The organism is uncultured Methanobrevibacter sp. (genome assembly GCF_902769175.1).
In the GTDB taxonomy this organism is placed as follows: Archaea; Methanobacteriota; Methanobacteria; order Methanobacteriales; family Methanobacteriaceae; genus Methanobrevibacter.
In genome coordinates this window covers 76,087-102,135 of the sequence record NZ_CACXNW010000017.1, presented here as the reverse complement: position 1 = coordinate 102,135, position 26,049 = coordinate 76,087, and the positions used below count along the sequence as shown (strand labels likewise).

The 26,049-nt window shown below is 31.9% G+C and carries 22 protein-coding genes and 1 pseudogene; 5 read left to right on the top strand and 18 right to left on the bottom strand.

What is annotated here, in order from left to right:
* Positions 1-154: 154 nt before the first annotated feature.
* The 10 genes and pseudogenes from QZV12_RS07395 to QZV12_RS07355 all read right to left on the bottom strand — a co-directional run bounded on the left by QZV12_RS07395 (position 155) and on the right by QZV12_RS07355 (position 12,738).
* Entirely contained in the window at positions 155-2,278 is a 2,124-nt protein-coding gene (locus tag QZV12_RS07395) for an Ig-like domain-containing protein (protein ID WP_295619549.1), read from the bottom strand.
* The gene (locus QZV12_RS07390; RefSeq protein ID WP_295619546.1) at positions 2,275-4,455 is read right to left on the bottom strand and encodes a hypothetical protein; all 2,181 of its coding nucleotides are present in this window, start codon (positions 4,453-4,455) and stop codon (positions 2,275-2,277) included. Before QZV12_RS07390 ends, QZV12_RS07395 begins: the two co-directional genes overlap by 4 nt.
* The gene (locus QZV12_RS07385; protein ID WP_295619544.1) at positions 4,380-4,940 is read right to left on the bottom strand and encodes a hypothetical protein; all 561 of its coding nucleotides are present in this window, start codon (positions 4,938-4,940) and stop codon (positions 4,380-4,382) included. The genes QZV12_RS07390 and QZV12_RS07385 overlap by 76 nt, the downstream gene beginning before the upstream one ends.
* Positions 4,941-5,250: 310 nt before the next feature.
* Entirely contained in the window at positions 5,251-8,289 is a 3,039-nt protein-coding gene (locus QZV12_RS07380; RefSeq protein ID WP_295619542.1) for an Ig-like domain-containing protein, read from the bottom strand.
* An 18-nt stretch (positions 8,290-8,307) separates the two neighbouring features.
* Entirely contained in the window at positions 8,308-9,333 is a 1,026-nt protein-coding gene (locus tag QZV12_RS07375) for a hypothetical protein (protein WP_295619539.1), read from the bottom strand.
* Positions 9,273-9,851: a hypothetical protein gene (locus QZV12_RS07370; RefSeq protein WP_295619536.1), complete on the bottom strand. Its 579-nt coding sequence runs from the start codon at positions 9,849-9,851 to the stop codon at positions 9,273-9,275. The genes QZV12_RS07375 and QZV12_RS07370 overlap by 61 nt, the downstream gene beginning before the upstream one ends.
* Positions 9,852-10,275: 424 nt before the next feature.
* On the bottom strand, positions 10,276-10,656 hold the full coding sequence (locus QZV12_RS07365) for a hypothetical protein (RefSeq protein WP_295619533.1): 381 nt from the start codon (positions 10,654-10,656) through the stop codon (positions 10,276-10,278).
* Positions 10,611-10,883, bottom strand: coding sequence for a hypothetical protein (locus QZV12_RS07360; protein WP_295619530.1), 273 nt, complete (start codon positions 10,881-10,883; stop codon positions 10,611-10,613). Before QZV12_RS07360 ends, QZV12_RS07365 begins: the two co-directional genes overlap by 46 nt.
* Before the next feature lie 12 nt (positions 10,884-10,895).
* Positions 10,896-10,979 (bottom strand): annotated as a pseudogene (locus QZV12_RS13685) (hypothetical protein); the annotation flags it as partial.
* Between the two features lie 334 nt (positions 10,980-11,313).
* Positions 11,314-12,738 (bottom strand): hypothetical protein, encoded by a 1,425-nt coding sequence (locus QZV12_RS07355; RefSeq protein WP_295619526.1) that lies wholly within the window; start codon positions 12,736-12,738, stop codon positions 11,314-11,316.
* A 416-nt stretch (positions 12,739-13,154) separates the two neighbouring features.
* Between QZV12_RS07355 and QZV12_RS07350 the strand changes: the two genes are divergently transcribed.
* A complete protein-coding gene (locus QZV12_RS07350; RefSeq protein ID WP_295619524.1) occupies positions 13,155-13,832 on the top strand; it encodes a DUF447 domain-containing protein in 678 nt (225 codons plus the stop codon).
* A gap of 178 nt (positions 13,833-14,010) precedes the next feature.
* Here QZV12_RS07350 and truA read toward each other — a convergent pair whose 3' ends face one another.
* Complete coding sequence (truA, locus tag QZV12_RS07345) at positions 14,011-14,883, bottom strand: tRNA pseudouridine(38-40) synthase TruA (protein ID WP_295619521.1); 873 nt, start codon at positions 14,881-14,883, stop codon at positions 14,011-14,013.
* Positions 14,884-15,183: 300 nt separating this feature from the next.
* On the opposite strand from truA, the gene QZV12_RS07340 reads away from it, so the two are divergent.
* Together QZV12_RS07340 and QZV12_RS07335 are read left to right on the top strand one after the other, a co-directional pair.
* On the top strand, positions 15,184-15,897 hold the full coding sequence (locus QZV12_RS07340) for an NAD(+) diphosphatase (RefSeq protein WP_295619519.1): 714 nt from the start codon (positions 15,184-15,186) through the stop codon (positions 15,895-15,897).
* 30 nt (positions 15,898-15,927) lie between these two features.
* Positions 15,928-16,086, top strand: coding sequence for a hypothetical protein (locus QZV12_RS07335; protein ID WP_295619516.1), 159 nt, complete (start codon positions 15,928-15,930; stop codon positions 16,084-16,086).
* A gap of 397 nt (positions 16,087-16,483) precedes the next feature.
* On the opposite strand, the gene QZV12_RS07330 is transcribed toward QZV12_RS07335, so the two are convergent.
* From QZV12_RS07330 to QZV12_RS07305, 6 genes are all read right to left on the bottom strand, one after another.
* Complete coding sequence (locus QZV12_RS07330; RefSeq protein ID WP_295619513.1) at positions 16,484-17,104, bottom strand: ABC transporter ATP-binding protein; 621 nt, start codon at positions 17,102-17,104, stop codon at positions 16,484-16,486.
* A 1-nt stretch (position 17,105) separates the two neighbouring features.
* Positions 17,106-18,056: an ABC transporter ATP-binding protein gene (locus QZV12_RS07325; RefSeq protein ID WP_295619510.1), complete on the bottom strand. Its 951-nt coding sequence runs from the start codon at positions 18,054-18,056 to the stop codon at positions 17,106-17,108.
* Between the two features lie 44 nt (positions 18,057-18,100).
* Positions 18,101-18,604 (bottom strand): GNAT family N-acetyltransferase, encoded by a 504-nt coding sequence (locus tag QZV12_RS07320; RefSeq protein ID WP_295619507.1) that lies wholly within the window; start codon positions 18,602-18,604, stop codon positions 18,101-18,103.
* A gap of 47 nt (positions 18,605-18,651) precedes the next feature.
* Positions 18,652-19,506, bottom strand: a complete 855-nt coding sequence (locus QZV12_RS07315) for an ABC transporter permease (protein WP_295619504.1) — start codon at positions 19,504-19,506, stop codon at positions 18,652-18,654.
* Positions 19,499-20,488 (bottom strand): ABC transporter permease, encoded by a 990-nt coding sequence (locus QZV12_RS07310; RefSeq protein WP_295619500.1) that lies wholly within the window; start codon positions 20,486-20,488, stop codon positions 19,499-19,501. Before QZV12_RS07310 ends, QZV12_RS07315 begins: the two co-directional genes overlap by 8 nt.
* A 444-nt stretch (positions 20,489-20,932) precedes the next feature.
* Positions 20,933-22,546, bottom strand: a complete 1,614-nt coding sequence (locus QZV12_RS07305) for an ABC transporter substrate-binding protein (RefSeq protein ID WP_295619496.1) — start codon at positions 22,544-22,546, stop codon at positions 20,933-20,935.
* A gap of 361 nt (positions 22,547-22,907) precedes the next feature.
* Here QZV12_RS07305 and QZV12_RS07300 point away from each other — a divergent pair, with 361 nt between their 5' ends.
* Positions 22,908-23,612: a 4Fe-4S double cluster binding domain-containing protein gene (locus QZV12_RS07300; protein WP_295619493.1), complete on the top strand. Its 705-nt coding sequence runs from the start codon at positions 22,908-22,910 to the stop codon at positions 23,610-23,612.
* A gap of 39 nt (positions 23,613-23,651) precedes the next feature.
* Here the strand turns inward: QZV12_RS07300 and QZV12_RS07295 are convergent, their stop codons facing one another.
* Positions 23,652-24,212 (bottom strand): GNAT family N-acetyltransferase, encoded by a 561-nt coding sequence (locus QZV12_RS07295; protein WP_295619490.1) that lies wholly within the window; start codon positions 24,210-24,212, stop codon positions 23,652-23,654.
* A gap of 847 nt (positions 24,213-25,059) precedes the next feature.
* Between QZV12_RS07295 and hisA the strand changes: the two genes are divergently transcribed.
* Positions 25,060-25,800, top strand: coding sequence for a 1-(5-phosphoribosyl)-5-[(5-phosphoribosylamino)methylideneamino]imidazole-4-carboxamide isomerase (gene hisA / locus QZV12_RS07290; RefSeq protein WP_295619486.1), 741 nt, complete (start codon positions 25,060-25,062; stop codon positions 25,798-25,800).
* The last annotated feature ends 249 nt before the right edge of the window (positions 25,801-26,049 follow it).

The following is a 26,049-nucleotide window of genomic DNA, read 5'->3' as shown; positions in this document are numbered from 1 at the left end:
AAAAAAATAAAAAGAATTTTTTGGATTTTGGAAAAAATTAAAAAAAAAAAATTGGGATCATGAATTAGATTTTTTTTCAAAATTTGTGACACCCTCTCATAACAATAAAAAAATAGGAAAATAACCATTTAAAACAACAATTTTCCTAATCCAATTAAATTATATTTAAAATCGCCGTTTGATTGACAGCATTGTAAGTACTGTCTCCAACATAATTGGCTACAACAGCATAAGTTCCTGGCTTTGCAATGCTTATCTTAACACTAACAATACCATTTTCATTTGTTTTGCCTTTGTAGATTTTTCCATTAACTGTGAAAGTAATCCACTTATTTGCAATTGGATTTCCATATTCAGTCTTGAATGTTGCAGTTAATGTCTTGGTTTTTTCGCCAATTGCATATGACATGTCAGGAACAGTCAGTGTAGGAGTTTGCTCTTTTACAGTTATCTTAGCAACTGCAAATGATGCTTTATAGTTTTCATCTCCTAAGTAGCATATTGCAAATGTGTAGTCTCCTCTGTATCCAAGGTTTATTTGAAGCTTAGCGATTCCGTTTTCATCGGTACAGATTCCATCCTTCTCATAGGTATAGACAACACCATTGAATCCTATTTGCATTGGAGTGTTTGCCAAAGGTCTTCCATTTGCATCCTTTAAAGTGAAGTAGAACCATTCTCCAATTTTACCATCACTTGGAGCAACTGCAGTAGTGTTCATATCTTCAAATATGATTTGGGTTCCATTTCTGGATACTTTGAAGTAATTTGTGCCAACTGATGCTCCATGAGTTGCATTTCCTTGGAAATTAGCTACAACAGGATAAGTGTCTGCACTTAAGTTCCTAATCTCAATTGAACCTTCACCATTAGTGACATTTGCTTCTTCAGTCCTCTCTCCAACAGTTACATTGATCTTGCCGGTTAACGGATTCCCTTTTTTATCCCTTAAAGTGAAGCTTATGACTTCCACATCACCATAGGAAATGTTTGTAACGGTTACAGTAAGTTCAGTGTCAATGAAGCGGACAGGGACGACATCTTCAACATTTATTGATGCTACTGCTCTTGAAGGCTGATACATCTCATTTCCCTTAAAATCAATCCATAGATAATACTTATTGACATCCAAGTCCTTAGTTGGGATAAATATTTTTCCATCCCCATCAGTAATGTAATCTGAAAGGTTCATCAAAAATACGGATAAATTTAAACCACTTAATGCTTTATTATCCATGTCTTTTAAAGTAACTTCCAAATAATTTTCTTCATTATATTGAACGGAAATGTTATCTGCTGCAATCATTGTTTTAATTCTATCTACAATAAAAATGAAATCCTTATGGAAACCATTATATCCGCTATTTTGTTCAGGAATGAAAGTTACAGTTACAGTTACATTCTTTGCAAAATCAGTGTTGTTGAATCCGAAAGAATAACTGGTGCTGCTGCCATCAATAGGAATTTCCATGCTTTCTGTGCCATCACTAAAGTTTAAGACAAGCTTGCCTCCAGTTACTGGATTGCCATTAGCATCTGCAAGATTCACTGTAATGTTTCCATTATGGTCAATGAATGCTCCTTCAACATCCATATCACTGTCGGCACTCATAGCATTTACGCCTAATTCTAAAATGGTTTGAGTGGAATTATACTTCATTTTCTCAGAATCTCCATCAAATGAAGCAGCAATACTTAAATCAGCACCAGAAATTGGAGTGAAAGTTACCTTTACCTCTCCATTAGAATCAGTCAATAATTCATCATCAAAGAGTATGTTTCCAATTTCATCATTAATCATGATTTTCAATGATTCGTTTTGAATTATCTCTGCAGAATCCCGACCAATATAATATAAAGTGAATATGATAAAAGATTCCTGATGAGCCCTAAGATAATCCGCTTGGAATCCAATCCGTGTCTTCACTTTACCTACATTAAACTTAGTTGAATTTTCAGAGTAAGCATATCCTGCATGTTCTGTAGAATTGAATGCTGCAGTGACATTGACAATCTTAGAGATATTGGCATTGTCATAGACATATTCTACAGTTTTTACAGTGCCGTTAAGTTGAAGGACAGCATCAGGAGTGCCGTCATCAAAGCTTAAGACAAGTGATCCATTAACTGGATTGCCATTAGTGTCCCCAATATCCACAACTATTTTTGATTTGCCATGAACAAGAGTATCTTCAGCAGAGACATTTAATAGGACTCCTATTGAACCAACAAAAACATCACTCTCCATACCTGTTCTTATTCCAACAGTATTAGTCATACCCCTATTGAACCAACAAAAACATCACTGCTGGTTACATTAGGTGCAAAAATATCCTTTCCATCGTATCTGCCGGTAATGTAAATATGGCCACTGATTATAGGAGTGAATGGAACATTAATAACACCCATTTCATCAGTTTCAAAGATTTCGCTGTCAAGCAATACATTACCTAATTCATCGGCAATTGTAACGAATACTTCTTGATGAGCTAAAGCTGAATGGTCACTTTCAAGATGGATTTTTGCAATGCACTCATCATGAGCAAAGAGATTATCTGCTTCAATGATCAAATCTGTTTTAAGCCTTTCAATAACTATTTTAAAGTTAGCATCAGAAGGGAGATAATCATCATTGCCTCCAAAACTAACAGTTCCAAGATATGCATTAGGCATAAAATCACCAATCCTGAACATCACTTTACCATAATTATCAGTAGGCATGGCAAATATGTCCTCATTAAGGGAGAGATATAAGTTTAATCCACTAAGAGGCATGCCAAATTCATCCATAAGAGATATGGAATAATTTTCAGTACTTAAATAAGGAACAGTGATATTTTCAACATGCAATGCAGTGCCTATTCTTTTCACTTTAAAGATATATGAACTGTTTGAAGTAATATAACCGCTTTTGTTTTTTGGAAGATAAATGGCTGTGACATTAACATCCTTAGCCAGACTTGTATTGCCAAATTCCACTTCAAAGAAAGTGGCACTTCCATCAATAGGAATTTCCACACCTTCTGTGCCATCATCAAAGGTTAAAAGAACCTTTCCATTGATGACAGGATTCTCATTAATATCAGTGAGATTTACTGTAATCCTTGCTGTTTGATTAATGAGAATGTCTTCAGCTTTCACATCAATAATGATTCCCATATCCTCAACAATTGCTTCAGTGATATTGAAAGTTACATTATACTTGTTCTCATTAGGATTACCTAGAAATTCCCCTAAAAAGCTTATGTTTGCATTAGTGATTGGAGTGATTGGAACAGTTGCCTTTCCCTCTGAATTAAGAGATATTACATCACTAAGCAATATGTTTCCCTCTCCATCAATAATAAAGATTTTCAATGTTTCATTAGGGCATGGATTCAATGTCTCATTGTCTAAATAATACAATTCAAAAGTGGCATTGCCCTCTTGATGAGCAATTAAATCTCCAACTTCAATATTGAGTTTAGTAGGATACATAATGAAAACTGTAGAAGTATTGTATTCCTCCTCATAAAACTCGTCTTCTAGAAAATGAATATCCACATGGTATGTGCCAGGGAGAAATCCTTTAATTGGCACACGAATTTCACCATTTTCATCACTAGTACTCTCAGCAGTATAATTAGCAAGACTGCCCTTAAAAACCATTTCTACAGAACCATCGACTATAGGCAGGCCATCTTCATTTTTTACATTTATGAAAAATGTTTCATCGCTATCTACAGTTGTATAAAAATCTGGAGCGGATATTATAGGAAATCCCATATAAACAGTTATATTTATATTTGTGCTAGACACACCAGTATAACTGTCTGCATGTAATGTTGCGGTATATTTGCCAGGATCCAATTCAATAAGACAACCATTATTTTCACCGCTTAAACCTTGATAAGTGCCAATCAGTCTGCCTCTTGAATAAACATCAACAGTAACGTTCAAATCATCATATTTCTTATAATCTGCAATGACATCAAATAATAGCTTATCGCCAGAATTATAGGTAGTCTTGAAATTGGGAGCCTTTATTGTAGCAGGTATGATGATAACGTCCTCTCCATAACAGTTATTTTCAAAATAGCAAGCAGCTGCATAACCATCATACATATTATTGCTCCTGTCACCTTCTACATTGTCAGTGAAAACGCAAGCATATGCATTCACTTCATATGTTGAGCCGCCAAAGCCAATATTGTTTATAAAGGCACAGTTAGTTGCATTACCTTTCATCATAGCTCCAGCTACCGCTTCTGCAGAGTTGTTTATAAATCTACAGTTAATTGCATCACAATAAGCAATCGCCCCGCCAAGCATTGAATGGCAAGAAATGAAGGTGCAGTTTATAACTGCAGTTACATCAGAGACAGCACCACCTTCTCCATTTAGGGATAGCATATTATAAGTATCTGCAAAAATAATACCATATATGTAAGTCTTAAGATCAGGATTATTTTGCACAATACTTTAGCGGTATTTGATCCGTTTATGGTATGGTCTCCACCATGAATTTCCAAATTACGATTAAGTACAATTCCATTTTTAAAATTAGAATCAGTGTTAGGGTCATAAGAGTAATCATCATTCAAATAGATAACAGAGGCATTATTGCCATTTATAGTCCTATTTAAATCAGTAAAGGATTTTGTTCCACCTTCTTTTAACGCTGACTTTTCATTGGCGCTTTCATCATCAACAGAACCAATGTTATCCTCTAAAATAAGCTTTTCATTATCACTTGTTAAAACATTCTCATTAAGCATATCCTGAACACTATTATCGACGGATACATCAGTTTCCTCAAGATTAGTTTCTAGAATAATATTTTCATTGCTATCTTCCCCAATAAGATTATCCCCAGAGCCTTCTGCTGCGCTAACTACAGAAATGCTAAAAATACAAATAATAAATAATAACAATGAAAAGATAATTTTTTCATTTTTCATGTTTTCCCCTTTCAAAATTTTAAATAATTACTTTTTTATTTATATTTATATAAAAAATTTATGAATAGTTAAAAACTATCCATTTTCCTAATAAATTTAACTCATTTTTATATAATGAATAGTTAAAAACTATCCATTTTCCTAATAAATTTAACTCATTTTTATATAATGAATAGTAAAAACTCTCCATTTTCCTAATAAATTTAACTCATTTTTATATAATGAATAGTAAAAACTCTCCATTTTCCTAATAAATTTAACTCATTTTTATATAATGAATAGTTAAAAACTATCCATTTTCCTAATTAATTTAACTTATTTTTAATATAGCCGTTTTGTTGACAGGATTGAATGTACTGTCTCCTGCATATTTAGCTACAACAGCATAGGTTCCTTTCTTTGTAATGCTTACATTTACGCTTGCAATACCATTTGCATTTGTTTTTGCCTTGTAGATTTTTCCATTTACTGTGAAAGTGACCCACTTGTCCGCAATTGGATTTCCATATTCAGTCTTGAATGTTGCAGTCAGCATCTTGGTTTTTGCAGTAGCTGCATATGACCTGTTAGGAACGTTTAAACTAGGAGTTTGCTCTTTTACAGAAATCTTAGCAACTGCAAATGATGCATTGTAGTTTTCATCTCCTAAGTAGCATATTGCAAATGTGTAGTCTCCCCTGTATCCAAGATTGATTTGAAGCTTTGCAGTTCCATTTTCATCGGTACAGATTCCATCCTTCTCATAGGTATATATTACACCATTAAATCCTATTTGCATTGGAGTGTTTGCTAAAGGTCTTCCATTTGCATCCTTTAATGTGAAGTAAAACCATTCTCCGCTTTTTCCATCACTTGGAGCAACTGCAGTTGTATCCATATTCTCAAATATGATTTTAGTTGCATTTCTAGAGACAACAAAGTAATTAGTGGCCATTGATGCCCCATGTGTTTTATTTCCTTGGAAATCAGCTACAACAGGGTAAGTGTCTGCACTTAGGTTCTTAATCTCAATTGACCCATGACCGTTTGTGACATTTGCTTCTTCAGTCTTATCTCCAACAGTTACATTGATCTTTCCAGTTAATGGATTGCCATTTACATCATTTAAAGTGAAGCTTATGACTTCAACATCACCATAGGAAATGTTTGTAACTGTAACGGTAACTACAGTGTCAATAAATGTATCAGGCTTGACATTTACAACAGCTATTGTTGAAATTGCACTTGAAGCTTCATAGACATCATTTCCAGCAAAAGCAATATATGCATAATAGGTGTAAGCCTCTAAATCCTTAGTTGGGATAAGGATTTTTCCATCAGCATCAGTAATGTAGTCTTCAAAGTCAATCACAAATGCAGATAAGTTCAAACCACTTAATGGATTGCCATCTATATCTTTTAAACTAACTTCAAAGTAATTCTCTTCACCATATGGAACAGTGATGTTATCTGCTGAAATCATTGTTTTAATTTTGTCTACAATAAAGTTATAATTCTTATTGACACCTATGTAACCGCTATTTACAGAAGGAACAAAGGTAGCAGTTACTGTTAGATCCTTAACACTATCCGGATTCTTGAATTCTGCAGAATAGCTAGTCCTATTGCCATCAACAGGGATTTCCACACTATCAATGCCATCACTAAAGCTTAAGACAATCCTGCCTCCAGTAACCGCTTTGCCATTGATATCAGTGAGATTCACTGTAATAGTTCCTGTGTGGTTAATGAATGCACCTTCAACTCCAATATCCATAGTGGTTTTCATAGGATCTACACTACTGTCAAAAAATATTTTAGTTGGTTTGTACCTATTTTTTTCATCAGTATAGGAAATATTGACAAATACTTTAGAGTCAGTAATCGGAGTGAATGTAACTTTTACCATTCCTTCTGAATCAGTTAATACTTCAGAATCAAGCAATTCGTTTCCAAGTTCATCAGTAATTATGACTCCCAATAATTCGTTAGGAATTGGAGACACAGTATCGAGAACATAATAATATAATGTCATAAGGACATATCCTTCTTGATGAACCTTAAAGACATCATTTTCAACTGCGATGTATGATTTGGTCAAAGCAACATTAAAACTGGTTACATTGTTGGAAATGTCATATCCTGAATTTTCTGCAGGAATGAATGATGCAGTGACAGCAACATCCTTAGACATATTGGCATTGTCATAAACATATTCAACCCTTTTTGTTGTGCCGTTAAGTTCAAGGCTAACATCAGGAGTGCCATCATCAAAGCTTAAAACAACAGAGCCATTTACAGCATTTCCAATTCTGTCCCTAATATCAACAGCAATTCTTGAAGTAGCATAAACCTCAGTATCTTCAGCAGAGACATTTAATAAAACTCCAATGGAACTAACCGGAATATCAATGTTGGTTACATTAGGATTGGACCTGTCATTTCCATCAAATCTACAAGTAAATATAATATGTCCACCGTTTTGAGGAATAATATCAATAGAAAACATACCGTAACCATCAGTGAAACGACTTTCGTTGTCAATCAAAACATTGCCGAATTCATCAACAAGGGAGACAAATACTTCTTGATTGGAAATTCTTTCCCTAAGATTTTCAAGCCGGATATGGACAGAATTAAAAGTATGGGCAATAACTTGACTAGACCCTACTCGGGAAAATGAACTAGGCAATTTTTCCACCTTAAACTTATATGAACAGTTTACCCCATAATAACCATCATTAGGCTCTGGAACAAAAGTGGCTGTGACATTAACATCCTTAGCAATATTTGCATTGTAATATTTCGCTTCATAAACAGTGCGGTTTCCATCTATAAGAATTTCAATAGGATCAGTGCCATCATCAAAGCTTAAAATAATTTTGCCGCCAACAACAGCATTATCATTAATATCTGTGAGATTTACTGAAATGTTTGGCCTATAATCAATAAGAGTATTTTCAACACTTATATTCATCTTGGTTTCAATAGGAAAAACATGAACATTAAATTCATTTTCTGTGGCATTGTACCTGTTTTCCTCAGGATTTCCATCAAATGAAGCAGTGACAATTAAATTTTTGATGCTAAGTGGAGTGAATGAAACAGATGCCTTTCCCTCAGAATCAGTTATTGCTGTAGTATTAAGTATTACCTTTCCATCCTCCTCTTGAATCAAAATATTCAATGTTTCATTAGGACATGGATTCATTTCCCCTTGATACAAATAATGCAAAGTGAAATTAACAAGGGCCTCTTGATGAGCAATAGCATGGTAATCATCATACATATAATCATAAGTTATTTCAGAAAAATATTTAATGAAAACTGTAGAGGTATTATATCCCTCTTCATAATAGTCACTTTCCAAAAAGTAAATATCAACATGTTAGACGCCAGGAACAAATTCCTTAATTGGCACCTGGATTTCTCCATTTGCATCAGTGGCACAGTTTACAGTATAATTAGCAAGGTCACCATTGAAAACAATTTTTACAGAGCCATTTTCTATAGGTCGATTATCTTCATTCACCACGGTAATCAAAAATGTTTCATCACTGCCATCAGTTGTAATGACATCAGGGGCAGAGATTATAGGAAAAGAGAGGTAAACTGATATGGTTATATTAGCATCAGCAATCCCTGCACAATCTGAATGTAAAGTTGCAGTATACTTGCCCGGGTCCAAATCAATAAGACAACCATTATCTGCACCAGTTAAGCCATGATAAGTGCGAACCAAAGAACCTGATCTTGAATAAACATCAATTGTAACATTTATGCCGTCATATTTTTTATAATCGGCAATTATGTCAAAATACATTTTTTCGCTGGAATCATATAAAGTTTTAAAATTGCGAGCGGATATTGCACCTGGAATAATAGTAACCTCTTCCCCATAACAGTCATTTTCAAAAATACAAGCTGTTGCACAACCGTAAATGAATGCATTAAAATAATCATCATCCAAATGATAATCATTGAAATAGCAAGCATACGCATCAACATGATATGTTGAGCTATGAAAACCAGCATTGTTTAGGAATGTACAGTTAATTGCATTACCATATACCATAGCTCCACCAAAATCGCTAGCACTGTTGTTAATGAAAGTACAGTTAATCGCATCACAAGAATAGAGGACGCCACCAAATCCGGATTTACATCTAATGAATGTACAGTTTATAGCTGCAGTCAGACGTTGAACAGTACTTCTGGAAAAACCATGACAATCTACAAAATTAATATCATATAAGTAAATATTAAAGGTATTGCTATATTGATAAAATACGGAGGCAAGATCTGATCCATTTATTGTATGGCCTCCCCCATGAATTTCCAAATTACGATTAATTAAAATACCGTTAGCATAGTTAGAATCAGTATTTGAATCATATTTATAATCATCTTCCAAATAAATAATGGAATCAGTGTTGCCATAATAAGATTATTTAAATCAGAAAATGATTTTGCTCCACCTTCTTTTAATATTGACTTTTCATTAATGCCTTCATCAGAAATAACATCAATATTTTCCTCTAATATTGACTCCCCATTAATCATTTCATCAGAAAAAACATCAACATTTTCCTCTAATATTGACTCCCCATTAATCCTTTCATCAGAAAAAACATCAACATTCTCTTCTAATATTGACTCCCCATTAATCCTTTCATCAGAAATAACATCAATATTTTCTTCATATAAAAAATCTTTATCATCATTAGTGCTATCTAATACCATCTCATTAAAATTATTTACATCATCATTAGCACCAACTAAATTTTCTTCCCCATATGTGTTTAAAATAAGATTTGCATTATTATCATCCCCCACATCGTTTATAGAGCATTCTGCAGCACTAACAACAGAAAAGATAAATATAAAAACAATGAATAATAATAATGGCAAAATGATTATTTTATTTTTCATAGTTTTCACCATTAAAGTTTTCCTTATATAAATTATAATATTAATCAATATTTATATTTATATATTTAAGAATATAATAAAAATAGCAGGTAAAATTTGTTGATTTTAATCAAATATCCAAAAAATTTAATAAATGAATTATAAAAATAGCATGTAAACTTTGTTCATTCAATCAAATATCCAAAAAATTTAATAAATGAATTATAATTTTCAAATTTAAGGCAAACAATCAAAAAAAAGAATGGGAAATAAAAAGTTTATTTTCCAAAAAAAAATTAGCGAAAGAGAACATTAATTAAAATAAAAATAGCATCTAAAATTTGTTGATTAAATCAAAAATCAAAAAAATGAATTAGCGAAAGAAACGCTTATATTAAGCATCTCAGCGCCTCAATCCCTATCAAAATTCTTGTACAGTTACAGGCTATGACAATATGATACCTTCATACACAGAAAATTCATCAGCTAACTCACTACCAGGACCTCTAACTCCCACTTCTACTGCCTCAAAATCAAATTCAGCTCCAGGTACTTCCTCAAGTGGAACAAACGGTTCAGGTTCTAACATATAGCCTATTAAACCTCCAATGATTCCTCCCCATATTCCTGCTACTGTTGATCCTCCAATCAAAATAAAAGCATGGGCGAATCTATTTAATCTATAATCAAAACTATTAGTAAATACATATACAGTCCCACCAACACCGATAGTAGCACCTAAAGCACCGCCTAAAGCAGCACCTGCAACAGGGTTACAGGTTATGATCCTGCAATCATACCTACAACGAAACTTCCAACAATGCACGCTGTTTGAATATTTCCAATATCTGATTCAGAAATACTTTCAACAAAGGCAATATTGAACGGACCACCTTGGGCAGGAGCAAAACAATCTATGCCAGAATCTGAAATATCTTTGCCAATCCTATTATTTTCCCCCTCATTTTCAGTTATTAATTGACCTCCATCTGAAACACAGATATCATCTCCCAATTTTTCTGCATGGTTGTTTACAAATGAACAGTTCTCCAAGTCCAAAAATCCTTGATTAAATATTGCACCACCATGATGTGCCCTATTGTTTTCAAAATGACAGTTAAAGCATAAAACAGTACCTAGATTAAGTATTGCAGCGCCCCAGTCCCTTTCAGATAGTATTTCTTATGATTGTCAGTGAAATTTACACGGCTGAAAATGCAGGTTCCTTGTAAGTTTTCCACTAGTGTTAAATCCGCTAACAGTCAAGTTGCTTGCAGAGAAAGTCACAGATTTATCTAATTTTAACCAGGTATTTTCATCCCTATCACTAGAGCTGGTTCTAATGGTTCCACCATTACCTACAATATTGACAGAATCAAAGCCTAATGAAGATGGTTTTATTGTATCCCTACAAACAATTGTTAGTTTCTTGGAAAGAAAAATATCCAATGCTTTGCTTCGAATATTGTATGAACCATCCTCTTCAATATATCTTAATAGAATCCAAAGAATTGAAAGTGGTTTTTATCGCGGATCTATAGCTATCAATATCATATACATACACGTTTTTTACAATGCCAATATCCAAGTAAAAGCTGTTGTTAAGCCCTAAAGAAAATATATCATTTATATTATGCACATTGTTGAAATGATATCCTTTTGAATAGGTTATTCCATCGCTAGTGATGTTTCTAAAAACAGTAAGAATAAAATCCATTGAATCGTTGTAATATTCACTGTAATACCAAGTGTCCTTATCCAAGTAATGTATGCCCCCATCAAGCATTGAATAATATAATAAATGATTTAGTTCAATCTCCTTATCTGCCACCTTGGACATGTAGGAATAATGGAATAATTCAGAATCAAAATTTGCTGCCTTAGCATCAAACATACCAGTAGAGTTATCAACAATACAATTTTTTATAGTAATCTTTTTACGATCACTTGCGAAATAGATTGCATCTTGAGACAATTCACTAATGCTTTTATAAAATATGGAATCAATGACCGTATTATGGAATCCTCTCATATAAATCGCACCACCAAAAGCTTTTGCAGTACAATTTAAAAATACACAGGAATCGATTTTTCCCATATCTCCACTCCAAAAGATTGCTCCTCCATTAACAGCCCCAGTCCCAATGAACTTGCAAGAACTTATCTCATTATAATCTCCACAAACTGTAACAGGACTGTAAGCACCATTATAACCAAGAACATAACTTCCTTTATCTATAAAAGATTCTGTGTTTTCAAAAGTAAAATCCAAATTTCTAAAACACAAATCAGTAATTAACACACCATCAGCAGTTATATTGAATATCCTTGAATCATGGCTGTTACCGTAGATTGTATGATTATTACCATTAATTAAAAGATCATCAACATCTAAAACAAGAGGCTTATAATTTTTAGAAGAGAAATTATAATCCTTATCCAATTCAATAACGCTACCTGGAGTTAAATTCCTAAAAAAAGTTACAAAATCATCATAAGTTCCAATAGCATTATTACTTTTTAAATTAGTTTTATCAGCATTAAACTTAATAACATTAAGCTCATTAGCATCAAGCCCATTAGAATTAAGCCCATTAGAATTAAGCCCATTAGCACCAAACCCATTGGCATTAAGCATATTAGCATTAGACTTATCACCATTATTTCTTACATCACCAATTTCTATTTCAGTATCAATTGTGTTTGCATCAATGGAATATTCATCCATTAATGTTTCTGAGTCCAATCCCCTTTCATTATAGTTTGTTCTTGCTTTAATAGAATTTTCATAACATACTGTTCCATTGTCAACATCACTTGCAACACATGCAGAAGACATAGCAAATATAAAACAAAAACAAACCATAACTAAAAGGATATTTCTTAAGTAATCATACCTTTTTATCATTTTGTTCATCCCTCATATTTAAAGAAATAACCTTTCTTTCTGTGATATTATATTTCTAATAAAAGACATTTAAATATTTTCGACTGCAAGCACTTACTTACAGGACCATAACTTAATAATCTTACCTTATTTTAAATTTAATAGAATGTTAAACTCCAAAATAAAAAAATAAAAAAATTTTATGATTTTAAATAAGAAAAAAAGAATGAAAAACAATAAAAAAAAAAATATGAACACAATAACAACTTAGACAAATCAGAAAAAAATAACAATAAAAAAATATGAACACATTATAAATTAGACAAATCCGAAAAAATATAATAAAAAATTATAAAAAATATGAACACATTATAAATTGGATAAATTAAAATAAGAAAGTATAATAATTCAGATATTAAAAATAATTATTAGATATCATGACAGCTAAGTTAAAAATTAACAATACCTATTATAAAAAGGCAGACAATTTAGAATCATTAAATATGTTTAAAGGACAGTTGTATGAAACCATTGTCACAACACAAAGCGATGAATCTGTAAAAAATGCAGCACCTATCGGAGTTATTTGCAAGGATTCAAACCAGATAGTAATTCATTTAGATAACTGCGTACATACTCACTTGAATATTTTGGAAAATGGAGAACTGATTGTAAACATCATAAAAGACCCGCTTATTTTTACTTATTCCACTATTGGAGAGCTTGACGAAGAATATTTTGAGGAATTCAATAGCTTCCCTATGATAAAAAATACCATAGAATTCTTTAAGGCACATGTCATTCAGATAAGAGAAAAAAAGAGAGAAAATGATTATAACGAGGGAATTGGACACATAGTGACCTGTGAAGTGGAAGACATTTATATAAGTGAATATAATGAAATCATTCCTCTAAACAGAGCTATGAATGCAATTATAGAAAGTCTTGTTTATTATTGCAGATTCGACCATAAATACAAGGACAAGCAAGATATGATTTGGATCCACATGAAAGAGCTGAATAGGGTTTGCCATAAAGTGGGAAATGAGTCTGAAAAGAAATCCATGAAAATCATAATGGATGAGATGAGGGAAAATCACGATTATCTTGATTAGAAAAAAAGAATTTTAGATAAATAATCTATTGAAAATAAAATAAAAAAAAGAATTATGGATAAATAACCTATTGAAAAAAATAAAAAAAAGAATTATAGATAATAACCTATTGAGAATAAAATAGAAAAAAGAGTTTTAGATAAATGTTTATAAGAAAAAGTTGGAAGATAAAAATAGCTTATTTTAAATCATCTAAACAATTTAGCATAGACTCTGTAACAGAATAGGTCTTCTGCAAATCATAAAGATTGTCAACTAAATATCTTCTAAATCTTTCACAGGCATAATCATCATATCTGAACCTAATTCCATCATATTTAATATCCATAAGTATAAGGTTTTCAGGCTCTACAACCTTAATGTATGCTCTTGGCTCATCCTCTTTTGGGTCAAGCAATCTTTCCACATCCTCAAGAGTCATCTTGCCGTAATTTACATCCAGAAAAACACGCATCATCTTACGGACCATATTCCATAAGAAGCTTTCTCCACAGATATCTACAAAAATAGGATTGTAAGTTTTATTCAAATGAGCAAAATCATTGTTCTTATTCTTTTCTTTCTCATCAATAATTGGCTTGGATATGACAATATCTTCAATTGTTCTTTCAGTTGTCTTTTGTTTTCTTTTTGTGAAATTTGTGAAGTTATGGGTTCCCTTAAAGACTTCAGCAGTTTGCCTCAAGAGATCCATATCCAAATCCTCTTCAAACAGTATATATCGATACCATCTCATCTGAGCATATCTTGGCTTGAATCCAAATCTTACTGGCGCCCAAGCGATTATTTGAATATCATCAGGCAAGCTGTTGTTTATCTGATTGATGCGAACTTCCTTTTCGCTTTGGAAACTTATTACATTTCCAAGACTATGAACTCCTGCATCGGTTCTTCCAGCAATTCTAAACCTTGAAGCCTTTAAATCATCTATGTAGCCTAACTTTCTAAGGTGATAGATCAGTTCCTCTTCAACGGTTCTTACATCAGGCTGTCTTTGAAATCCGTGAAAATGAGTTCCAATGTAAGCAATCTTTAAAGCAGTTCGTTTCATAAGAATCACAAAAATAATAATTTTGATTTGATAATAATTTTTTAATATGATTTTTAAAATTTTGATTTGATAATAATTTTTTAAAATGATTTTTAATATTAATTTTTTTATTAAAAATATAAATATTTAGCTATAAAATTAAAAAAAATCAAAGAAACAATATAAAAAAATAGGAATAATGAACTATTAAATTAAAAAAATCAAAGAAACAATATAAAAAAATAGGAATATGAATTATAAAATTAAAAAAATCAATGATTAATAATTAAAAATATAAACTAAAATAACATATTATTAATTATGAAAACACAACACGATACAAATGAATCCATAAGCCTTTATGATAATTATAAAATAAATCTTAAAGCTAAAGGAACTGATGAAAAATTTTATTTTATATTCCATGAAAGAAATCTTTTATTGATTGACCATCAGCTTCCATTATTAAAGGAATTAAATGAGCTTAACCTCAATGAAGAGGATGTTAATAACTGTATTTACTTTGGAGACTTCTATCTAAAGGATGCTTATGCAGTGGAACTCTCTGAAGAATTTAATGTTGAAGAATTTAAAGAGGAAAATGAAGAGATCAATATGGAATTCATTAATCTCTATGAAGTCTATGACATTAACGAAGAAACATATTACCTTGGAGGAAGGGCCATTCAAATTATAGATTGGGAAAACAACCACCAATATTGTGGAAGATGCGGTGCAAAAACTGTTACCTCCGATATAGAAATGGCTAAAGTATGTCCTGAATGTGGATTTACAAGCTTTACAAGGATTTGCCCTGCAATAATCACAACTATCATCAAGGAAGATGAAGATGACCTTGATGAAAATGGAAACCCAACCAAAAAGATTTTGATGGCAAGGCATTCATATCATGAATATCCAAGATACGCCTTGATTGCAGGATTCTTGGAAGCGGGAGAATCTATAGAAGAGGCAGTCAAAAGAGAGGTTATGGAAGAAGTAGGAATTGAAGTAGAGGATATTGAATACTTCTGAAGCCAAACTTGGCCATTTCCAAACTCATTGATGATAGGCTGCATCTGCAAATACAAGTCTGGTGAAATCAAGGTGGATGAAAACGAAATCACCAAAGCAAAATGGTTTAAAAAAGAGGAAATCGAACAACCGCCATCAGATATTTCCATATTTGCCAGATTGCTAAAGAATTTCATAGAAAATTACTAAAAACCGATTTTAATTGATTCTTTTAATTACATGAAATTACATGAAATTAAATTTTTACTATTTTTTATTAAAAATTTAAAAAAAAAACTGCTTAAAATCACTACTTTTATATTAAAAAATTTTAAAAAAAAAAACTGCTTAAAATCATTACTTTTTTATTTAAAAATTTAGAACAAATCCCATAAAAAAGAAAATAAAAACTATAAAAAAAGATTGTTCGATTATAATAAAAATAAAAAAATAGGTGGTTTAAAAAAATAAAATATAAAAATAAAAAATAAATTTAAAATATGCTACTTCATAGCACATTGATATCCTATAAATTACTCTACTTCACAGAGCATCGATAAGCCTTAAATTAACTACTTCCCAGCAGCATTGATGAGCTTTAAATTAACTACTTCATAGCAGCATTGATATCCTTTAAGTATATCTTATCATCACAGATTGTATCAACTAAATCCATATCGTGACTGACCAATAAGAATCCCATTTTTCTATCTTTAACTATTTTTAAAACAGTATCCAAGATTTGTGCTTGGGTAATTGCATCAAGCATTGTAGTCATTTCATCAGCAATCAGGAATTTTGTATTCGGATTCATTGATCTCAATACGGAAAACCTTTGCAGTTCTCCTCCAGACAATTCCTGTGGGAATCTGGTTAGCCATGATTTTTGAATACCAAATTGAGCCAAATCCCCATCCTGAACATCCCATGACTCTTCCAATACCTGTTTCATTCTCCATTTAGGATTCATTACCTTTTCAGGATGTTGATAAATTAGTTGAACTGGCCTGAATCCTTTTTTTGGAAATGGCTTGCCATCAAATATTACTTCACCTTGATATTTGGTAACATATCCTGATAAGATTTTGCATAATGTAGATTTTCCACTTCCACTATCTCCAATCAATCCCATGATTTTCTTATTGTCCAATTCCAGATTAACATCCTGCAATAAGTATTTTTTAGCTGATGGATATTTAAAGGAAATGTTTTTCGCTATAAGCTCCATTTTATGCACCTTCTTCATATTTGAAACATCTGACCTTTTTATTATTGCCAACATCAATCAATTCAGGTCTTTCTTCCTTACATCTATCAAATTTCATTTCACATCTATCATAAAATGGACAGCCATTAATTATTTCACCATGCAATGGCTGATACCCTTTCACCACTTCAAATCCATTAGCAGGCAATGCCTTGTATAATGACTTTGTATATGGATGCAACAGGTTTTCTCCATTACCTGCGAAATCTTCTTGGCGTGCAATTTCAATTACATATCCTGAATAGAATATTTCAATCCTATCTGCCACTTCCAATGCAGCATGAATATCATGTGTAATTAAAAGAACACCAATTCCATCTTCTTTCATATGCTTAAAGTGATTTAATGTCTCTTCAACAGTCTTTTCATCAAGTCCAGGAGTAGGTTCATCTGCTACAACAAGGTCAGGATCTGCAAGGAGTGCAGTTGAAACAAGCACTCTTCTTGCCATCCCTCCAGACAATTGGAAAGGATACATGTCATCCACTTCCGGACCTAAATTATAATGTTCAAAGATTTTCCTTTGCTTGATTTTCTTTGCCTTTTTCTCTTCCTCGCTATCGCAATGTCCAATTGCAATGTCTGATATTTTCATTAAAGGATCCAAGAAGTTAACGGACTGAGGCACAAGAACGATGCCTTTTCCTCTAATCTCCTCTTTATCCTCTTGAGACAATTCCTTGCCTTTGAATTTGATTTTTCCATTAAGATTTGCATTTTCAGGTAAAATTCCAAATATTGCATGGGCAAGCAAACTTTTTCCAGACCCACTTGAACCTAATACCGCTAAAATTTCACCTTCAGCTATATCTAAAGTCAAATCAGTTATGACTTTCAAATCTCTTTGATTTAATCCCTTCGTATATTGTGTAAATGAAATTGAAACATTTTCAACATCTAATAATTTGTCCATTAAACCACCTAAATTGTTTTAATTTCAAATTTAACAACCTATAATTAAATAATCTTTATCATATGACTTGTTTCATCATAGTCATCTTCTTCTACAGTTATAACAAATCCTTGGGACTTCCAAAAGGGCAATCCAGACTCAAGATACCTATGAGTATGCAGATAAATTTGTTTATAACCTACTTTTTTAGCGAACTCTTCGGTATGTTTTACAAGAATTCGTGCAATACCCTTTCTCCTATAATTTTCATCAACCATTAATCTCCAAATGCTTGCAGTGTTGTCTTCAGTATACTCTCCTCTAAAGAATTCAAAATCCATATCATATGCCCTAATTCCTGCCGTTGCAACTATCTTATCCCCATCATAGGCTGCAAAAAAGCAACTTCTCTTAGGCAAAACATAATATTCATCCAGTCCTTCAATATCATAGTGAAATTTAGGAGTGGGACCAATATCATACACTATTCTAATTTGCTCATATAAAAATTTTTTAACCCTTTCTATTTCATCTGCATCATTTTGAATCTCTTTAATCTCTATATCCATATAATCCTCCTAAAATTAAAAAAAAAGAGAAATTATAAAAATTTCTCTTATTCTTGTGCAGTTTCAGGATTGAGTAATTTTTCAACATTTTCTCCAATCAAGTCAAATAGCAATACAACTAATAGCAAGGATAGACCTGGATAGAATGCCAACCACCAATATCCAGAGGATAAGTAGTGCATTGATTCAGCTAATATTACCCCAATTGCAGGTTCATGAGGAGGCAAACCGAATCCTAAAAATGTTATTGCCGCTTCGTGCATAATAGCATGAGGGAACATTAAGATGACTCCCACAATAATTTGAGAAATGATCAATGGGAAAATGTGTTTGATTGCTATCCAAACTTTACTTCTTCCAAGATTTTCTGCCAAAGATATGTACTCTTTTGTCATAATTTCCTTAACTTCAGATCTTAAAACCCTTGCAAGAGGTGTCCAATGTGTCAAACCGACACCCATGATTACACCTAATACTCCTCCTCCAAACATTATTGAAACAAGAATGATTAAAAGGATGTGTGGAATTGATCCGAACAGGTCTATTATTCCTGCAACACATTCATCAGTAAACTTGTTGAAGCTTGAGAATAATCCTAAAATAATGGAAATTATTGTACTGACAACAGATGCAATGAAACCTACCATTATACTTAATCCAAGTCCAGCAATTGTTCTTTGGAACATATCTCTTCCCATCCAATCAGTTCCGAAAAGATGTTCCAATGATGGCATTTGACTAGCATTTGCAAAGTTAGTTGGAATATCTCTAATGAAATAACCACATATGAAAATGCTTAGGATAATCAATATGGAGAGTCCAATAATTACAAGAGTTTTTGTTCTGAGATTTGCATGGTATATGAACCATTGCTCTTTATCATTATCTTTTTTCTTAATCATTGAACTCATTCTCCTTAATTCTTGGATCTATAAAGTAATAGGAAATATCCGCAAGCAAGTTACCTACAAATACAAATATTGCACTGATGACTACAATTCCTAAAAACAGTGGAACATCATTCTGAAGACCTGCAGCAACTGCAGTCTGTCCAATTCCAGGATATGAGAAAACCTGCTCTATCATTACTGCTCCACCGAACAATTCACTGAAGGAGAGGAATTGCAATGTAATTGCAGGAAGCAATATATTTCTTAAACCATGATCTTTCACTAAATTCCAACCTTTCTCACCTCTTGATTTTGCAAACAATACATAATCAGAGGATAAAACTTGAATCAACTCATTACGTGTGTACATAGCAATTGGCGCAAGACCAACAAGGATTAATGTTAATGTAGGAAGGACAAGCCTAGTAGCCCACTCTAAAAATGTTGCATCAGTACTTCTAACTCCAATAGGAACACCGAATCCAATAGGGAACAATCCAAGATAAACTGAAAATACCATCAATACAAGCATACCTACCCAAAAGGATGGTGCAGATTGAATTGCATAACAGTAAACCTTTACAGCCTTATCAATCCAAGACCCTTTGTTTTTACCTGAAACCACTCCTAAAGCAAAGCCAATGACACCACTTAATATCCATGATATTGCCATTAAAGCAAGAGAAGCGGTAAATTTATCGATTATTACATCCATAACAGGTCTACGATATATTAAGGAAGTTCCCAAATTTCCTTGAATCAAATCCATAAGCCAATGGAAAATCTTTTCAGGCAATGGAACATTTGTACCGAAATACTGTTGTAAAATTTGTCTTTGAGCTTCTGATACTGCAGCACCATGTAAATAAGCATTAACTGGGTCAATAGGGGATAAATCTAATAATACAAAACTAAAAATTGCAACTGCAATCATCAATACGATAAAACGTACCAATTTCCAACCAAAATATTTTGCTACCTTTTGTTTATTCATTGAAAATAAACCCCCATATTTTTTAAATTCTAAAATATTCCTTTAAATTTTAAAAGAAGGAATTTATTAAAGAAGAAAACACTTCTAAAATAAAAGAACCTTATTATAAGAAGAAAATCACTTCTAAAATAAAAGAACCTTATTAAAGAAGAAAATCACTTCTAAAATAAAAGAACTTTAATATAAGAAGAAAACTCCCTTCTAAAATAAAAGAACTTTAATATAAGAAGAAAATCACTTCTAAAATAAAAGAACCTTATTATAAGAAGAAAACTCCCTTCTAAAATAAAAGAACCTTATTATAAGAAGAAAACTCCCTTCTAAAATAAATAAACCTTATTTGAAAAGAAAATCATTTCCAAATAAAATTAATAAAATTTTTTCTATTCCCAATTAAAAGTTAAAAGAATAAATTAATAAAAAAATAAAAAAGGAAATGAAAAATTAAGCTGTGGAATTGGTACGTTTCCAATCACAGATATTAATTAAAACATCATTTCCTAAACCGTCTGGCTGATCACCAATATCGACATCATTCTTTATGAAATAGTTGTAGTCATAGTTGACTAACCATGCAAATGGAGCGTCACCAGCAGGACCCCAACCGCCATCACCGACAAGTGCAGATTGAGACCATAAGGAATCAGTGGCTTTGAAGTCATTTGCATGCATAGCTTGTTCCATTAATGCATCAGAAGAGGTATTGTTGTATAAACCAGGGTTCATATAGAATTCATCTGGAGCCTTACTGTGGTATTGCTGATAGATGGATTTATATGGGTCAGGGGAAGTTTGTTGCATCAATGCAGCTGAAGAGTACATGTTTGCATAAATGGTATCCCAATCAGCACCTTGGAGTTTTACATCAATGCCTATTTCTTTAGCTTGTTCTGCAAATACAGTTGCTAAGGATTGTCTGTCAAGGTAATCTGGAGGGTAGTATAAGTCAAAGGATGCTTTTACACCATCTTTTTCAACGATACCATCACCATCGGTGTCTTCCCATCCACCTTCTTTAAGGATTTGTTTAGCTTTAGCAACATCACTATCTGTACCTTTAGCTGCTTCATTTGCGTATTCCCTAGTATCTACACTGGTAAATTCAGGTTTAGCATGACCTGCAAATACTTCATCACACATTTTTTGACGGTTTACACCGACATTCAATGCTTGTCTGATTGCTTTATCTGCAGTTACATTATTACCTATTTTCCAGCCGCTTTCAGTGGTTTGACCATTATCTTCAAGATAAGGGAAGGATACACCTTGTGCTCTACCTGCAGATACTTCATAGAATTGATATCCGTCTACAGTTTGGTTTAAAGCGGAAGTTGCTACAGGAACTACATCCACATCACCAGATTTTGCAAGTTCTAACCATGTAGCTTCTTCAGGGAATAACAGGGTAATTTGTGTGAAGTAAGGTTTGTCACCATAGAAATTATCATTAACTTTGAAAATTGCTTGTTGACCTTTATCCCAGTGGTCTAATACATATGGTCCAGTACCTATTGGATGTTCTCCATAAGTAGCATTGTCATACTCTTCAGGTACAATACCTACATACCTTAAGTCATAAATAAAGGTAGATCTTGGTTCTTCCAAAGTAAATTCAACACAAGTAGCATTTTTAGCAGTGGCTTTCTTAAGGTTAGTTAAATCCAAATCAGTCTCAGTCTCTTTTGCAGTATTAAATGTAAATGCTACATCCTTTGCATCAAAAGTAGAGTTGTCTGAGAATTTTACATCATCCCTAACATTTACAGTCCAAGTTAAACCATCACCACTAATCTTATAGTCGGTTGCAAGATCAGGAACTATGTCTCCCTTTTTATCTGTTTTGAATAAACAGCTTTGTACCAATGGGTTATAGTTTTGGTGTCCGCAACCCCAACCAGTAAGTGGGTTGAAACCTGATTCCGGCTCTTTAATGTTACTGTGAGCAGCTACAGTCAAATGTGTAGGATCGTCATCATGGCTTCCTCCTGAAAGAGCAAAAGCAGCAATAGCTATAATGACAATAGCAGCTACCGCACCTATAATTAATTTTTTATCCATAATTTTTCACCTTAAATAATTACTATTAAAATAATGAGAATTACCTCTTTAAATAAAAAAAGTATTACTTTATTGCAAAAAAATGACAGATTAGTAATACTTTCTTCAATTATTTTAATACTGTATAAAATTATGAAATAATAAATATAAAAAGATATTTATTACTTTTCAAGCATACTTGATAAACTATAACATTATATAAAAAAATCTAGATAAAAATAGGAATAATAAATTAAAATTAATTTTTTTCAAACATTTAATAAATTTTTTAAAAAAAAATATGATTTTTTTCAATGTTAAGGCATGACTAAAAATAATACTTAAAATAGGTTTAAATATCATTAAATGCAAATATTCGACCATGCCATTATCTATTGAATTGAAAAAACATCTGCAAAGAAATGGTGCAACAGAAGTAGGCTTTGCAGATATAACTAATTTTACAACAAAGAAAGGATTGAATTCAGGTGTTGTCTTTTACATCACTTACCCTAAGGAAATTATTAGAAATATGGGAAATGCTCCAACTAAGGAATATCTTTATGAATTGATAGATTTGAATACTAGATTGGATGCTCTTGGAATGCTTTGTGAGGAATATCTAATAGATAATGGATACAAAGCTTATGCTCAGACTAAAAAGAGATTGGGAACTGATTTTGGCGAATTCAACTCATTTGAATTGCCTCATAAGACAATAGCCACTCGTGCAGGACTTGGCTGGATTGGAAAGTCAGCCCTCTTTACAACATTAAAGCATGGATCAGCATTAAGGCTATCATCAGTTTTAACAAATGCACCTTTGGATTTTGGGGAACCGGTTCTTAAGTCAAAATGTGGAAAATGCATGATTTGCAGAGATGCTTGCCCAGGTGGTGCAATAAGTGGAATCAACTGGAGTTATAAGCTGAAAAGAAACGATTTTTATGATGATAAAAAGTGTGAAAGGTATGCATTGATAGTTTCTGAAGAAAACTTGGGAAAACCAGATACTGTATGTGGAAAATGCATTTATGCATGCCCATATACACAGAAATTTATAAAAAAAAAAAGTTCCCATAATTGATTATGATTCACTTTTTTTTTTTTTTTTTATTTTTAATTTTTATAACTTAATTGCATAAGTTAAAATGCTTGCTTGTGGTGAAATTTCTAATTTTTTAATATGCTTATCCATATGAACAGTTTCAAGTTCATCCTGTTCATCCAATCGGATAAGAAAACCCATTTTTGTCCAATACTTAAGGGCACCATCCAAAGTTCTATGAGTATGCAAATAAATATTTTCAAATCCATTTTCCTTTGCAAAATTTTCAGCTATGGCATATATTTTAGATGCCAAACCACAGCGTCTGTATCTTTCATCTACAAATAATCTCCAAATGCTTGAGGTGGTTTCATTTGAATATAAACCTTTGAATTGACCAAAGTTTTTATCGTAAGCCCTTATGCCTATTGTTCCTATGATTTCTCCATCTTCAGAATATGCAACAAAAAAGGCATTTCTTTTTGGATTAATGTAATATTCGTCCATATTGACTATATCTTGATGCCACTCAGGAACATAATCATAGCCAAATTCTTTTTTAATCATTTTGAATAAGAATTTTTGAACATTTTCTATTTCATTTGAATCATTACCTAACTCTTTAATATTGACATTCATATTATCATACCAGAAAAGTTATTACATTTTTTTATAAAAAGTTAATGTTAGTAATACTTTTTTATGAATTAGTACTACATTTTTTTATTAAGTAATAAATAATATTTAAAATTTATTATTTTTTCAAAATTTGAAAATAAAAATAAAATAAATTCCCCTAAACCCCACATAACAAAGACCTGAAAAAGTACAAAAACAAAAAAATACCACAAAACATCCCATTCAAAGATTTAAAAAATATGGGAATTAGTTAAAAAAAAAAAAAAAAAAAAAATAAATACTAAAAAAGATGTTGTGAAAAATGTTGAGAATGAATTTGTGAGATAAGTTTTTTTAGATTTTAACAGGGATAATTTTAGAGAAACATCTTTCTTAGTATTATAAATATGATTAAAGAGAAGGAGATCCCTTTCAGTTTATTAAAATACGTTTTAAAGGAATACCCCCTTTTCAGTGAAATTCAAACCAATGCACTCTTTCTAAATTTCTTGAAAATTATACGAACATAATTATCTATGGAGGAAAGAAAGCATGTAATGAATTTTTTACTTTTGTAAAAAATTAGTTACTTTTGTAAAAAATACTTTACATATGTAATAATTAGTTTACATCATATATAAATATTTCGGTGAAATCCATTAAAATCAGAAAAAATTTGAGAAAAAATTGAAATAAATTCAAAAAAAATTTAAAGAAAATTGGAAATAATTAAGCTAAAAAAATCAATTGAAATAAGAAATAATTAATACTATAAAAAAATATATATTATAATATTATATTTGTTTAAGAAATTTTTCAATATAAAATTTCATCAATTGAGTAAAAAAAGATTTAAAAAGGAATCAAAATGTCATTTCAAGATAATAAAATGTTAATTATGCCTGCTGTAGACATTAAAAACGGAAAATGCGTACAGTTAGTGCAAGGAGAACCTGGAACTGAACAGGTGATTATTGAAAATCCTGAAAAAGTAGCTAAAAAATGGGAAGATTTAGGTGCAGAAGTTGTTCATGTTATCGACCTTGATGGTGCACTTGAAAGCACAACAAACATTGAAACCATTAAAAAGGTACTTGATGAAGTAAGCGTTCCCATTCAGCTTGGCGGAGGCATAAGAAGCATTGAATATGCAGAGGAACTCCTAAACCTTGATATTGATAGATTGATTATTGGTACCATGGGAATCAAGAACCCTGAGACAATAAGCAAACTCTCTGAGGAATATGGCAGTGAAAGAGTAATGATTTCCCTTGACAGCAAAGACAATAAGGTTGTCATAAAGGGTTGGCAGGAAAAGATAGACAAGTCTGCAACTGAAATAAGCAAAGAATTCCAAGATCTTGGTGCAGGAAGCATATTGTTTACAAATGTTGATGTGGAAGGATTGCTTGGAGGGTTCTATGTAGACCCTGTAATTGACCTTGTAAACTCTGTAGACATTCCAGTTGTATACTCTGGAGGAGTAACAAGCTTAGATGACTTAAAGCAATTGCAAACAACAGGTGCAAAGGGAGTTGTAATCGGGTCAGCATTATACAAAGACAAAATAAATCTTGAAGATGCATTGAAATACCAAGACATTAAATAAATCTTAAAAATTTAGAAAGATCCGATTAACTAAATAAAACTAAAGACACATTAAAAAAATCAGATTAACTAAATAAAACTAAAGACACATTAAAAAAAGATTAAATAACTAAATAAGTCTAAAGACACATTAAAAAAAGATTAAATAACTAAATAAGTCTAAAGACACATTAAAAAAAGATTAAATAACTAAATAAGTCTAAAGAAACATTAGAAAAACCTGATTATTTATAAAAAATAAAAAAATTAT